At 41.4% G+C, this 13,779-nt stretch carries 13 protein-coding genes; all 13 read right to left on the bottom strand.

Annotation, left to right across the window (positions count from 1 at the left end; translation table 11 throughout):
- Positions 1–72: 72 nt before the first annotated feature.
- Complete coding sequence (gene pcrA, locus PODO_RS27245) at positions 73–2,412, bottom strand: DNA helicase PcrA (protein WP_036678664.1); 2,340 nt, start codon at positions 2,410–2,412, stop codon at positions 73–75.
- A 61-nt stretch (positions 2,413–2,473) separates the two neighbouring features.
- On the bottom strand, positions 2,474–3,193 hold the full coding sequence (gene pcrB / locus PODO_RS27250; protein ID WP_139330100.1) for a heptaprenylglyceryl phosphate synthase: 720 nt from the start codon (positions 3,191–3,193) through the stop codon (positions 2,474–2,476).
- Positions 3,194–3,419: 226 nt separating this feature from the next.
- Positions 3,420–4,286 (bottom strand): phosphatidylinositol-specific phospholipase C/glycerophosphodiester phosphodiesterase family protein, encoded by an 867-nt coding sequence (locus tag PODO_RS27255; protein WP_038573481.1) that lies wholly within the window; start codon positions 4,284–4,286, stop codon positions 3,420–3,422.
- A gap of 108 nt (positions 4,287–4,394) precedes the next feature.
- Entirely contained in the window at positions 4,395–5,801 is a 1,407-nt protein-coding gene (locus PODO_RS27260) for an undecaprenyl-phosphate glucose phosphotransferase (protein WP_038573482.1), read from the bottom strand.
- Positions 5,798–6,697, bottom strand: coding sequence for a glycosyltransferase family 2 protein (locus PODO_RS27265; RefSeq protein WP_052097542.1), 900 nt, complete (start codon positions 6,695–6,697; stop codon positions 5,798–5,800). The genes PODO_RS27260 and PODO_RS27265 overlap by 4 nt, the downstream gene beginning before the upstream one ends.
- 157 nt (positions 6,698–6,854) lie before the next feature.
- Entirely contained in the window at positions 6,855–7,880 is a 1,026-nt protein-coding gene (locus tag PODO_RS27270; RefSeq protein WP_038573484.1) for a glycosyltransferase family 2 protein, read from the bottom strand.
- Positions 7,881–7,998: 118 nt separating this feature from the next.
- The gene (gene rfbD / locus PODO_RS27275; RefSeq protein WP_038573485.1) at positions 7,999–8,862 is read right to left on the bottom strand and encodes a dTDP-4-dehydrorhamnose reductase; all 864 of its coding nucleotides are present in this window, start codon (positions 8,860–8,862) and stop codon (positions 7,999–8,001) included.
- A gap of 24 nt (positions 8,863–8,886) precedes the next feature.
- Positions 8,887–9,909 carry a dTDP-glucose 4,6-dehydratase gene (gene rfbB, locus PODO_RS27280; protein WP_038573487.1) on the bottom strand — a complete coding sequence of 341 codons (1,023 nt, stop codon included), beginning with the start codon at positions 9,907–9,909 and terminating at the stop codon, positions 8,887–8,889.
- 54 nt (positions 9,910–9,963) lie between these two features.
- Positions 9,964–10,512: a dTDP-4-dehydrorhamnose 3,5-epimerase gene (gene rfbC, locus PODO_RS27285; protein WP_038573489.1), complete on the bottom strand. Its 549-nt coding sequence runs from the start codon at positions 10,510–10,512 to the stop codon at positions 9,964–9,966.
- A gap of 223 nt (positions 10,513–10,735) precedes the next feature.
- Positions 10,736–11,047: an EamA family transporter gene (locus PODO_RS27290; protein WP_052097543.1), complete on the bottom strand. Its 312-nt coding sequence runs from the start codon at positions 11,045–11,047 to the stop codon at positions 10,736–10,738.
- A gap of 63 nt (positions 11,048–11,110) precedes the next feature.
- The gene (locus PODO_RS27295; protein ID WP_038573493.1) at positions 11,111–11,479 is read right to left on the bottom strand and encodes a DUF2304 domain-containing protein; all 369 of its coding nucleotides are present in this window, start codon (positions 11,477–11,479) and stop codon (positions 11,111–11,113) included.
- A 14-nt stretch (positions 11,480–11,493) separates the two neighbouring features.
- Positions 11,494–12,204: a glycosyltransferase family 2 protein gene (locus PODO_RS27300; protein WP_038573494.1), complete on the bottom strand. Its 711-nt coding sequence runs from the start codon at positions 12,202–12,204 to the stop codon at positions 11,494–11,496.
- 52 nt (positions 12,205–12,256) lie between these two features.
- A complete protein-coding gene (locus PODO_RS27305) occupies positions 12,257–13,615 on the bottom strand; it encodes a DUF2142 domain-containing protein (protein WP_038573495.1) in 1,359 nt (452 codons plus the stop codon).
- Positions 13,616–13,779 lie beyond the last annotated feature (164 nt).

The raw sequence follows: 13,779 nt of genomic DNA on the forward strand, positions 1-13,779 counted from the left end.
TACATCCCTCCGTCAATAAGTTTCCTAAAGTTAGCGTGGTCTAAATATCCGTTCGTTAATCGTTGTCTGCTATTATTCCACTTTGGTAATCGGCGCAAACCCCGCAAGCAGACGTTTGACACCCACTGGTGCCGGAAAAGCAATCTGCAGCTCCGTGTCATTCCCGCTGCCTTTAACAGATACAACGGTGCCGGTGCCCCATTTGCCGTGGGAGACCTTGTCACCCGCTTTGTAATCGCCAGCTGCTGCAGCCCCTGCTCCGGTAGCACGCTGTGCGCCTCCGGAGGTCACGGTCACGCTGCTCTTGCTTGCCGCCGCTGACGCCGTGCTTCCGCCGCCTGCCGGCGTAGCTCCGGCGGCGCCACCTCGGCCGCCAAAGTTCCCACGGCCACCGCTGCCGAAGCCGCGTCCGCCGTAAGCACCGCCTACCTCCGCGCCTCCGCGCTGGAAGCGGTCTTGAGTCTTAACGGTATCTTCCTTCAGTTCCTCCGGAATCTCCTCCAAGAAGCGGGACGGTTGGTTCGCCGTCGTCCGCCCAAAGAGCGTGCGCATCCGCGCACAAGAGAGAAACAGTTGTTTCTCCGCGCGGGTGATCCCTACATACGCAAGCCGGCGTTCCTCTTCCAGCTCGTCGTTGTCCTGAAAGGCACGGCTGTGTGGGAACACGCCTTCTTCCATTCCGACGATAAATACCGTCGGGAACTCCAGACCTTTGGCGCTGTGCATCGTCATTAACACAACCGCATCACTACGATCCTCTTCATCATCGTTCACACTATCGATATCTGCGATAAGTGCAAGATCCGTGAGGAAGGAGACCAGCGACTTGTCTTCATTGTTCTTTTCAAACTCCATCGTCACCGATAAGAACTCATCGATATTCTCTAGCCGCGAACGTGATTCGAGTGTATTTTCATTTTGCAGCTCCAAACGGTACTGCGACATCTCCAGTATTTTTTCCGTCAATTCGGTTACAGACAAGAACTCCACCATACGATGCAGAGCTTCAATCATATCGTAGAACTCTACTAGCATATTCCGCGTCCGTCCAGCAAAGCCCAAATCATCGACCGTTTGCAGAACGCGGAAAATAGAAACACCACGTTCACCAGCCGCAGCTGCCAGCTTACCAACCGTTGTATCTCCTAATCCACGCTTAGGAACATTAATAATACGCGTCAGGCTGATATCATCATCAGGGTTAGACAATAAACGTAGATACGCCAGCAGATCCTTGATTTCTTTACGATCATAGAACTTGATCCCGCCAACGATTTGATATGGAATATCTGATTTGATCAGAATTTCCTCTATTACCCGTGACTGAGCATTCGTCCGATACAAAATCGCGTGATTCTGGTAGGCTTGACCTTGTTTCACATTTTTGCTGATTTCTCCGGTTACAAAATATCCTTCGTCATGCTCGGAATCCGCCCGGTACACCTTAATCTTGGCGCCTTCCTCGGAATCGGTCCACAGCTTTTTCGGTTTACGGCCACTATTAAGCGCGATTACCCCATTGGCTGCATTCAGGATATTAGCGGTTGAACGGTAATTCTGTTCTAGCAGAATCGTCTTCGCTTCCGGATAATCCTCTTCAAAATTAAGAATATTCGTAATATCCGCACCACGCCAGCGATAGATCGACTGGTCACTATCCCCTACCACACAAATGCGGTGGTGGCTGTCTGCCAGCATGCGGCACAACATGTATTGTGCTCTGTTCGTATCCTGATACTCATCCACATGGATGTATTTGAATTTCTTTTGGTAAAAATCCAGAACCTCGGGAACTTCCTTAAATAATTCGATAGTCTTCATAATCAAATCATCAAAATCAAGCGAGTTATTGCTTCTCAAACGTCTTTGATACATTTTATAAACCTTAGCAACTAAACCTTCGAAATAATCACCGACTTTTTGCTCATACTGCGCCGGAGTAATCAGTTCATTCTTAGATGCGCTAATTATGGCTTGTACAGCTTTCGGTTCGAATTTTTTCGTATCAATATTGAGTTCCTTCATGCAATTACGAATTACTGATAACTGGTCTGTAGAGTCCAGAATCGAGAAGTTGGAAGTAAATCCAATGCGCTCAATATCCTTCCGCAAGATCCGAACACACATGGAGTGAAAGGTGGATACCCAAATATCTCTTCCCTCAGGTCCAACGAGCTTAGATACACGTTCCTGCATTTCCCTCGCAGCTTTATTCGTAAATGTAATCGCCAAAATCGCCCAAGGCGGCGCCTTTCGATTAGCAATCAGCCAGGCAATTCTGTGAGTCAGCACTCTCGTCTTCCCACTGCCCGCACCAGCCATAATCAAAAGGGGTCCTTCAGTAGTTTCGACAGCCTGCCTTTGTGGAGGATTCAATCGGCTGACCGCGTCTTGTATGTTAATAAGTTGCATGTGTAACATGCTCCTTTCTAAAAATGAAATTACAAATCATAAGTAGTCCATAAGCTAACCGCTAGTCGAACTGCTCTTGCACCGTCTTTTTAACAGCAAATACCGTACGAATTGCCTGCTCTACATCCCGATAAATAATATTGCCGACAACTACTGTATCACATAGAGCTGCTGCCTGCTCGGCCTCTGCCTCACAAGTAATGCCGCCTCCATAAAATAGTTGGGCTTGCTCCACCATCTCACGCACTATACGTACTGTCTCCATATCCCCAAATCTACCGCTATATTCAAGATAGACTATTGGCAGGGACATCAGCTTGTCCGCAACCTGGGCATACGCAGCCGCCTCTTCAGCATTAATGGTTGTCTCGGCCCCTGTAATCCGCGCAACTGAAGAATCACTGTTCAAAACGACGTAACCTTCCGTTAGCAGCTGATCCCATGGGATCATAAATCCATAACGCTCTATAGCTCGACGATGATGGCCTACAATCCAAGCTGGATCAGGTGTATTTAGCACCATAGGAATCATATAAAGATCAAATCCGGGTACAGCAGCTTCAAGTTCGGATACCTCGAGTGCACAGGGCAGCTCAAAACGTCTTACTCTTGATAAGAGATCTACTGTATTCTCATAGGTTACTCCTGTAGAGCCTCCTATCAATATGGCATCCGTGCCGGACAAGCAAACGGCCTCCAAATCCTCATCAGAAATCATACGATCCGGGTCCAACTTAAACACATGCCGCCAAGGTTTGATCATTTGCTGTACTGATTTCATGAGAATCATCCTTAATTGTCATTTGGGCAAGACAAAACACTCCTGCCGCCGCAAAAGATATAGATCTAGTCTATGCCAGCACAGGAGGTGTGTCAATTTAAAGCGAACAAAAATACGAACATTTTTTCGTATATAAATTTGGGGGCCCTGCAAAGTACCTGAATACGCATCTGAGGAAAGCATCACTTTGTGGGGATATATTAGTGGTAATGAGTGGAGAAAGATTTCAGCGCATACCTTTGAGGTTATTCAAATCATTTTCAGGCACAAAATCACTATAAAATCCGTCTACACCCATACGAGATAACTCTCTAATCTCATCCTCTTCATCCACTGTATGAACGTATACACGAGCTCCGATATTTTTTAACTGTTTGACAAAACTCTTGGTGGCCCTGCTAACTGGCATCGTAATATCCACACCTGTTTTTTTAACAAACTCAATAACTTGTTCATCCGTATCCTTAGATTGGTACAGGGTGTAAAGCACTTCTGGAAAAGAATACACCTTATTGATCTCATCAAGCATCGGCTGATTGTAGATCTGTGGAACTATCCGCTCCAACAACGCTGGATCCCGACGCTGCGCCGCTTGGGTCAGCAATGTAAATTGCTTCTCTATAAGATCCGGTTGGATTTCTTTGGTATCCGTAACGATATAAGCATCTGGATAATTCTGCATTAGATCAAGCACCTTCTCAATATCAAGGGGAGAGTATATATTCAGGATGGGGCTGTCCATAAATTCCTCGTAATCTAGTGCCACACCCTGTTTATTAGCAGGGAGAACCTCCAACTGACCTAAAAGCTTGCTCATATTGCCTGTCCATTCATGCCGAGCAACCAACTGATCATCCTTCGATAGCAAAAAATCAACTTCAAATACGCGAGTGCCCCGTTCATAGTTAGCGACAAATGCCTCCCAAGCATTGGTATACGCATAGCCGTTGATTCCCCCCATGGCATGTGCAACGATTTTGTGCGCTTCAAAGCCGCTCACGGGTTGCTCTTCCTCTTTGTTCAACGTTATTACAAGAATCATTATTAGTGCGACAATCATTACTACGGTTGCAATAATCTTTTTCTTATTCATAGTTGTGAGTTTCCTTTACAAAGTTTAGATTAGAAAATTAATACCCCGCTCTGCCAGTGGCAAAACGGGGTATTATTAAAATTTCACAAATCTAAATAAGTGCAGGTCTCAATATGCGTTTTTGTTAACGAAGCCGTTGCGAATCGTTTTGAAAATAATTCGAATGTCGAACAGTAAGGACCAGTTCTCGATATAGAAAATATCGTGCTTAATCCGTTCCTCAATTGAAGTGTCCCCGCGCAGCCCATTGCTCTGTGCCCAGCCCGTAATTCCTGGACGCACATGGTGCTTCACCATATACTTCGGAATTTCATCACGGAATTGTTCTACATAAAATGGTCGTTCTGGCCGTGGACCAACTACACTCATATGGCCTAGTAACACATTAAAAAATTGCGGAAGCTCATCCAGACTTGTCTTACGGATAAAGGTTCCAAATCGAGTTCTACGAGGATCTTCCCGCGTACTCCAACCTGTATCCTCTTCCCCGTCCTGCTGCATCTTCATTGAACGGAACTTATACATCATAAAATTACGCCGATTAAGTCCCACACGTTCCTGCCGGAATATAATCGGTCCCGGTGAGGTAAGACGTACGCCGAGAGCTACGATCAGCATCACGGGAGATATCATAATAATCGCGAATAGAGAGAACACGATATCAAACAAACGTTTTGCCATCTTATTACCCGTCATATCCAGTGGAATATCACGAACATTAATCATTGGCATACCTGCGAAGTTATCAAAGTAAGGACGCGCCGGTAAATAATCAAAGAAATCCGGAATAATCAATGTGCGTACCCCTGCTTTTTCACAGGCCGCAATAATCGAAGGATATTTAGAATGCGCATCGAGCGGCAAGGCTAGAATAACCTCGTCCACAGGCAGCATCTCCAGCATTCCGGATAACTGATCGACCGTTCCCAGGATAGGTTTATACCGTTGCTCCTCAATCCCGTCCCAAGTATGGTAATCGTCTAAAAAGCCAATGGCTTCATATCCAAGCTCAGGATATTGTTCCAAATTGTTGTAGAATCTTTTACCAAGAGTACCTGCGCCGATGATAAGTACGAACTGGCGGTTCAATCCTTTTTCGCGCAAAGATTTAAGCATCTTCTTCAGCACATAACGGTAAAGCATAATGGAAAGAACGTTAAATCCCATATAAATAGCAAGGTAGACACGGGAGATATCAATTTCTTTCACAAAAAACATCAAACCCAGCAGAATAAAAATACCAATTATATGCACTTGAAAAATCTTCAGAAATTCATCGACAAAACGTTTCTTACGCTTAGGCAAATACAGTGACAGGAGTATACCAATTAGAACTGCCACTCCGCCATAAATTAAACTCCAATAAGCGTAAGACTCTACGGGCAGCGTGTTATAGGATTCCATCCATCCGCTCTTGAACTTGATCCACCAAGCCGCTAAAAAGGACAGTTGGATGACAAGAAAGTCAGCAACCATATAGAGCTGTGTCAAAAATTTCTGATTCCGCCGAATCATAATCTCACCTCAGTATTCTTATCGTTACGAGCGCCAGTTTCCGTAGCAGAGCTAAGACTCTGTGCAGGTGATGGAACTGCTTTAGGAAAGATTAGGGCATTCCGCAAAAGGGACAGAGCAAATTTCACACCAACACCAGCATATACTGTTCCATTTATAATACTGTTGTACTTCCTACTATAATGCTTACGATGAAATAAAATCATTGCCCTGTGAAATTCATAGACGATCTTGAACGGTCTACGTCTGGCACTGCCGCCTTTAAGATGTACGATGGAAGTCTTCGGATAATAATAAATCTCCCACCCAGCCTCTTTAATACGATAGCACCAGTCTAAATCCTCACCGTACATAAAAAACTCTTCATCTAATCCGCCGACCTGATCAATCGTCTCCCGCCGCAACAACATAAACGCACCCACCAGACAATCTATCGGGTAATCAAGATCAGGGTCCAGATAACCTAACTGGTAACCGTTAAACTTCGGTCGATCTGGAAATAACTTACTGAAACCAAAAGCATAATAGAAGGAAGCTGACGGTGTAGGAAATCCACGCTTACACGCTTTATCCAGCGACCCATCTGGCAAAATAATCTTACATCCTGACGCCCCAACATCGGACCGACCATCCATAAAGGAGATCATCGTCTCCAGCGTGTCCCTGCGTACCACCGTATCTGAATTGAGCAAAAGCACATAACGTCCGGATGAAGCTTCCATCCCCTGATTATTTGCACGGGCAAAACCGACATTGTCGTTATTTGCGATCAACATGACACTTGGAAACTCTCTACCAATCATCTCTACCGAATCATCATGGGAATTGTTGTCTATCAAAATAATTTCATAGGAATAGTTCGTTTCTGAGTCATATACCGACCTGATACAGTCCATCGTCAGGCGACACGTGTTGTAATTGACAATAAGTATGCTTACATCTACATTCACTGCGTAACGCTCCTGACAAATATAGTAATCTACCGACAATTATTATAACATAAAACCTCCCTGAGAGGAGATGACCTTTCAGGGAGGTTTTACCAGATACTGTTCAATTTACGGGTTTCTTTCTCTCTTTTACGACGGTCTGTATATATTTTCGTTTCTTTCTCAACGCTGGGAGCTGAGTAAAAAAGGATTTCCATGCTACGATTAACTTCGGCTCTCTCAGAAGCATATAACCATGAGCGGCAATTTCATAGGGAAGAGAAACCAAGATTGTCTTCAGCATAGTTCGAGCCGATTCATTCTTGTAGATCATTTTGTAGCGATTAATGTAAGATATTCGCCGGATAAACATCGGTTTGGTACTGCGGCCAGACGTTTTCCACCCACGTTCATGATACCCAATTGCCTCAGCATCATAATACCCTTGCCAGCCAAAAAGCTGGGCTCTCCAAGCCACATCCACATCTTCCTTATATGCAAAAAAATCTGCATCAAAAAACTCCCCACCAACACTAACGTCTTCAATCATCCGCCGAGAATACATCGCCGCAGCCCCAGAAACGCCAAATACTGTCCCCGACTGTGTCCATTGTTCTGCTGGCTCACCTGCACCACGGTCAAACGCACGACGTGCCTTGTTCATCTGAAGACCAGTGCTATCTACTGATCCGTGATCAACCTTTAGCAAAAGCTTACCTGTGGCGCTGCCGATCTGCGGGTTGGCTTCCATTTGTGCGATTAGTCTAGAGATATAGTCTGGAGCCAGCGTCAAATCCGGATTGAGAACGAGCACATAATCTGTTTCTGTAGTAGCTATAGCTTGGTTATGAGCTGGGGCGAAGCCTGTGTTTTTTTGATTTTGGATAAGTAGCAGGCTCGTGGGCGCTTCCATGTTAGCTTGTGAATTGAACGGTTCTAAATCCTCTAGTGAATTACTTGAAAAAGCCCCTTTATCGATCGCGTTAAAGAACATATTCACTTTCTCTGCACAATCGTCCGAAGACGCATTATCCACAACAACAATTTTCTCAATAGGATAATCCTGTGCCATTACTGCCTCTAAGCAATCTATAATGTCATCCGCACTGTTGTAGGTCACGATATGTACACTAACTGTTTTGTTATTCATGAGTATCCTCGACTTTGTAATTTCTAATTAACTACCTGCTTCCTTCTTATTATAACGAAAGAACACAAAAAACTCCCGCATCGTTATAAACGATTTGGGAGTTTCAATTGGTGTTATTCTATTCTTTTAGCTCTAAGAGGAAATCTCTCAAGCCTTCACGCCAAGGCCGAATGTCCTCAAAACCATTCGTACGTATCGACAGATGCTCCATCACCGAATTCCGAGGACGTGGTGCAGGTCTCGGAAACTGTTCCGTGGCACACGGTTCAAGCGTAGCAGTGAATTTGAAACCCAAAATATCCTCGGCCTCTACAAAGATCGCCTGTGTAAATTCAAACCAGGTACAAGAGTCGCTATTTGACGCATGGTATACACCATACTTCTCAGTTTGAACAAGCTCAAGCAAGAATCGAGCTAAATCGACTGTATAAGTAGGCGAACCTTTTTGGTCATCGACAACTTGAAGCATTGGCTTTTCTTGACCAAGCTTTAGCATTGTTTTGACAAAGTTATTCCCGTATTTGCCGTACACCCATGATGTTCGTACGATGAAATACTTAGAGGAGAGGGATTGAACTAGTACCTCACCCGCACGTTTCGATTTGCCGTATATACTCTTAGGGTCTGTATTATCATATTCATGGTAAGGCTGTGCTCCCATACCATCAAACACATAATCCGTGCTAATATACACCAGCTTGGCTCCAGCTTTTTCAGAAGCTAGCGCTACATTTCGGCTTCCAGTAGCATTAATTAAATAAGCTGCATCAATATCACTTTCTGCCGCATCTACTGCCGTATGAGCAGCACAGTGAATAACCGCATCCGGTCCAAAACCGCCAATAACTTGGATGCACTGATCCAGATCAGTAATATCCATCTCCTGACGATCGCAAGCCAACACTTCGTGACCTTGATGCTGGAGCAGTAAAACTACGTCCTGACCTAGTTGTCCGGCCGCACCTGTAACAAGTACCTTCATAGCTATTTTACCCCCGTATCAAAATTACAATGAGTCACCTAATCGATCACCATATTGCTGTTCAGCATATTTTTGGTATTCCCCAGATTGAATACGGGTCCACCACTCGCGGTTATTGAGATACCATTGGATAGTTTCTTTAATACCTGTTTCAAATGTATGTTTCGGCTTCCATCCCAGTTCATTCATAATCTTAGTTGGATCAATACCATAACGGCGATCATGACCAGGACGGTCTTGAACATAAGTAATCAAAGAATCAGGCTTGCCTAGTTCCTGCAATACCGTGTTTACAATATGCACATTCGTACGTTCATTATTACCACCAATGTTGTAGACTTCGCCGTTCACACCCTTGTGAATAACCAGATCAATCGCGCTGCAATGATCCTCAACATACAACCAGTCGCGGATATTCATTCCATCGCCATAAACAGGCAACGCTTGATCAGCAAGTGCGCGGGAGATCATCAGCGGAATAAGTTTTTCCGGGAATTGGTACGGGCCATAATTGTTTGAGCAGCGGGTAATATTCACTGGCAGTCCAAACGTTTCGTGATATGCACGTACTAGCAAGTCTCCGCCTGCTTTGCTTGCTGAATATGGACTGTTAGGAGCCAAAGGAGTTTCTTCGGTGAATAATCCAGTCGCACCCAGTGATCCATATACCTCATCCGTAGATACTTGAACAAACTTAGTGATACTGTATTTTTTCGCCGCATCCAAAAGTACTTGTGTTCCAAGTACGTTCGTCTTCACAAACACTTCCGGCTCTAAAATACTCCGATCCACATGCGATTCAGCCGCGAAATTAACAACGACATCCACACCCTGGCTAATCAGTTCATCCATCGCAGTAACATCTGTAATATCAGCCTTCACGAACGTATAGTTCGGATGATTCTCGATCGATTTTAGGTTCTCCAGATTACCTGCGTAAGTCAATGCATCCACATTAACAATTTCGTAATCAGGGTGTTGTTGTAACATGTACAGCACAAAGTTGCTGCCGATAAACCCAGCCCCGCCAGTAACTAGCAGTTTCATTTATAGCCCACCTTTTGTTCTTTGAGATTATATTCAAGTTCTTGCTTACCACTGTTAATCAAAGTTTATTTCCGCATCTTTCAGTAATGGATGACGTTGATCCTTATCCGACAATATCGGACTAGAAGTCGGCCAATCAATACCTAAGGTTGGGTCATTCCATAATATGCCACGATCATTTTCAGGGGAATAATATTCGTCCACCTTATATAATACTTGGGTGTTAGGCACTAACGTACAAAAACCATGCGCGAAGCCTTTAGGCACCAGTAGCTGACGCTTATTATATTCGCTAAGAATTACTCCCACCCATTGCCCAAATGTTGGAGAAGTACGACGGATATCGACGATAACATCATAAATAGCACCGGATAAGACGCGAATTAATTTAGTTTGAGCTTTAGGGTTTAACTGGTAATGTAAGCCACGCAACACCCCAACCTCTGCAGAAAGAGATTGGTTATCTTGGATAAATTGATAGTTAACGCCAAGCTTGTGCATGATTTCTTCGTTGTAGCTTTCCATAAAAAAACCCCGGTTGTCGCCGTGGACCACAGGTTCTAGTATACTAGCGCCTTGTAGTTGTAGAGGTGTAACTTTCATAATCACAAAACTCCTTTACATCTAAAGTTCCAGTTTTCCTAATTCTTCGGCATGTGATTACCTGTGTTAACCACTAGCTTTCATTGAGAATTATGTCCATCGGTTTCAGTCACAAGGATTTTTTAAGTCTTCACGGTGTGAAAATAATAATCTTTATATTACGCTGTATTTGGATAAAAAAATAAATATATCTTCACCTGATCAAAAATAATATCCATATAGATTAATCCACTGCTATTACAAAAACGCCAACCATTATTACTATCATTCCTAGCCATTTCATAAGTGAAACTGGTTCATTAAATATGAACAGAGCAGCGAGTAAGCCTAGAACATAAGCTATACTTTGTACAGGGTAAGCAACACTTAAAGGCACTCTAGATAAAACAACAAACCAAACTAATGTTGCAAAAACATATAGCAGTAGACCTGCTATAATTTGGATATTAAATAATGCTTTCCATGCATTATTTAAACTAACCCCTCCCATTTTCTCTAGTCCTAATTTAAAGAAAATTTGTCCCGAAGCTAACATGACAATGTTAAATAAAAGCAACAAAGCATTAATTATACCAGATGAACGTAACGTAGTATCACCTCATTTTTCATTATTTTTTGTTCGTTTTAACTCTTCCACTTCGTACTTAAGCAACCCAATTTCTTGTGATAATTCTTTCACTTTTATTGTTGACCTCGATATCACTATAGTTAATGAAAATAAAATTAAAGTAACTCCAAAAATAGAAAGCAAGAACAGTGCATTTACAGGTATCTCTATACCCATCAGACCAGCAATCGTTTCAAACGAACTGGGGAATATGGAAAGAACAAGGACAATTAACATTATACATAACCATAACATTGAGTACTTCAACTCAATACGATATTTACGAATCATATTGATAAGAAGAACAAAGCAAAGAACAGAACCAATTAACAAAATAACTTGAAGCTTATAAGATATCATATTTTACTTCCTTCTTATACAATTTGCTTTCTCATTTTATCAATAAGTATAGCTAAAGAGACTTTCAGCATATAATATACTGATTTCAATTTTGTGATGGACGATTTTCCTCCCTGCCTCGATTTCATCTCCACAGGAACTTCCTTCAAAGAAAACCCGTTTCTCTTTAGATACATTATTGACTCAGGTTCTGGATAATCTGTAGGATATCTCTTCGAGAAAAGTTCAATTACACCTTTATTACAAGCACGAAATCCAGATGTCGGATCAGTAATGACTTGATTAGTAAGGAGCAACAAAAGATTAGAAAAATAATTTATACCAATTCTTCTTATCCTTGAACTTTGAAATCCCGTTTTCTCAATATAACGAGAACCAATTACCAAATCAGCTTCATCATTTAATAAGGGCTCTATTAATTTGGAAATATATTTAGGATTATGCTGACCATCCCCATCTACTTGAATAGCAATGTCAAAACCAAAATTGTGAGCATATTTATATCCCGTTTGAACTGCTCCACCAATACCCAAATTACACGGAAGATCCACAACTGAAACCCCTATATTTTTACACATACGACTAGTAGTATCAGCTGAACAATCATTAATGACTAATATCTCTGAATTCGGAATGTTAGTTGCTTTGATATTGTTTAAAAGCCGCAAAATATTATCTTCTTCATTATAAGCAGGTATTATCAATAGGATTTTCTTTTTATTCATACTTACTCCCTTTAAGATGTGTTGTTCTAACTGGTTCCAGGAAAATAATACCTTACCAAAATCGATGCACAACTTTTTGCAAGGATAACAACAAAACAATAAAGATCAAAGCCATGTAGATATATTGTTGCCGTATCCTTTTAATAATTGGAGTCAATAAATAAATAGAATACAGAAATATTATGGATATCGGTATAAAATACCTTCCTTGCAATCCATATATGACATTATCCTCACCTTGCGTCCATGTAAGATATAACGTGGATGCTATAATAATTACAGTTAGTAATGATACTGCAAACAAAATAAATCCTTTCTTAATATGAAGAAGATTATTATCGCTATTTTTCATTTCAATAATTACAGACGTCACGAGCATACATAGGTAGATAATGGCACTGAAATAATGTACAGAAGTCTCTCCCCAACCAAAAACACCAACAAATTGAACATATAAATAGTCAAAATCGATAAAAGTATTTACCAATTTATGAATATAATCAAAAGGGTGATGCAAAGCTGTACTCAATTGCATCATAGGATCAATTGGAAAAGTTACTTTAATACTCTTTAATATTAGCCCCCATGACAACAGAACAAGTAAACTTGAAGCTACTATAGTAGCGACGTAAGTAATATACTGCTTGAAACTGGCTGTCTTTTCTTTTGGTAATAGAAATACCAAAAGACAAATGAGGAAATATGCATTCTTAGAAGCCGCCACTATACAAGTTATTATTAATAAAGAAATAAATTGTTTTCTAGAAATAAATTTAATATTGGGATCAAAAATTAAATACATGAGGTAGGCGAAAAACAGAAATAGTGCTCCGTTTGTTAGCGCATCTGCACTAAGGGATGCTGCTTGATTAATAGTCATCGGCATAATAGCGAGCAATAAAAAAGTGTATTTCAACTTGGGGATTAATTTTATCGAGAGATAGGTCATCGCTATGTACGTAAATAGGTTGAAAAGTCGACCTAAATAGAAAGTAAATAATAAATTAAAATTCAGTAAATTTCCCAATTTGATCCCAATTGCTTGTGGTAAATATACTATTGGATGATAAACCGCGGAACTTGGAAAAAGAAAAAAATCATTTTCACCAGGAACAACATGAATTTTAGCAGCATTTTTCAAACTCTCAATCGTTGCTTTGTTTTCATAATTCCGTGTGATGGTCCCTCCTCCAACCGCAGCTTCAAAATCCCTAATTGCAATAGGAAGGTAATTTCCGATCTCACCATTAATATTTTCAGTTACTAAATTACGTTCTGAAATTTCATAAGCCCGATAAAAATGGGCGAATTCATCAGCTGATTGAAATGGAGGAACAAACACCACCCATATCAGTCCAAAAATAGATGCTAAAATCAAAAAAATATTTTGAGGCTTTAATTTCCTACTCATTCTTGTACCCACCTTCTTTCTCTATTTATCCGAATTATTCTATTAAACAAGAAAAAATCTATAGCGTAAAATAAATAAAAAACATTAATTCACTATAAATCACACACTTTTTCACAATCAGATAATATTAAAATATCATTCCATAATTGATCGCTAAATTATTA

The sequence above is a fragment of the Paenibacillus odorifer genome (assembly GCF_000758725.1).
GTDB lineage: Bacteria > Bacillota > Bacilli > Paenibacillales > Paenibacillaceae > Paenibacillus_AQ > Paenibacillus_AQ odorifer.

Bases quoted from the DNA above. Each gene is read 5' to 3' on its own strand.
- pcrA (WP_036678664.1), bottom strand. From the start codon at position 2,412: ATGCAACTTATTAACATACAAGACGCGGTCAGCCGATTGAATCCTCCA.
- pcrB (WP_139330100.1), bottom strand. From the start codon at position 3,193: ATGAAATCAGTACAGCAAATGATCAAACCTTGGCGGCATGTGTTTAAG.
- PODO_RS27255 (WP_038573481.1), bottom strand. From the start codon at position 4,286: ATGAATAAGAAAAAGATTATTGCAACCGTAGTAATGATTGTCGCACTA.
- PODO_RS27260 (WP_038573482.1), bottom strand. From the start codon at position 5,801: ATGATTCGGCGGAATCAGAAATTTTTGACACAGCTCTATATGGTTGCT.
- PODO_RS27265 (WP_052097542.1), bottom strand. From the start codon at position 6,697: ATGGACTGTATCAGGTCGGTATATGACTCAGAAACGAACTATTCCTAT.
- PODO_RS27270 (WP_038573484.1), bottom strand. From the start codon at position 7,880: ATGAATAACAAAACAGTTAGTGTACATATCGTGACCTACAACAGTGCG.
- rfbD (WP_038573485.1), bottom strand. From the start codon at position 8,862: ATGAAGGTACTTGTTACAGGTGCGGCCGGACAACTAGGTCAGGACGTA.
- rfbB (WP_038573487.1), bottom strand. From the start codon at position 9,909: ATGAAACTGCTAGTTACTGGCGGGGCTGGGTTTATCGGCAGCAACTTT.
- rfbC (WP_038573489.1), bottom strand. From the start codon at position 10,512: ATGAAAGTTACACCTCTACAACTACAAGGCGCTAGTATACTAGAACCT.
- PODO_RS27290 (WP_052097543.1), bottom strand. From the start codon at position 11,047: ATGTTAGCTTCGGGACAAATTTTCTTTAAATTAGGACTAGAGAAAATG.
- PODO_RS27295 (WP_038573493.1), bottom strand. From the start codon at position 11,479: ATGATATCTTATAAGCTTCAAGTTATTTTGTTAATTGGTTCTGTTCTT.
- PODO_RS27300 (WP_038573494.1), bottom strand. From the start codon at position 12,204: ATGAATAAAAAGAAAATCCTATTGATAATACCTGCTTATAATGAAGAA.
- PODO_RS27305 (WP_038573495.1), bottom strand. From the start codon at position 13,615: ATGAGTAGGAAATTAAAGCCTCAAAATATTTTTTTGATTTTAGCATCT.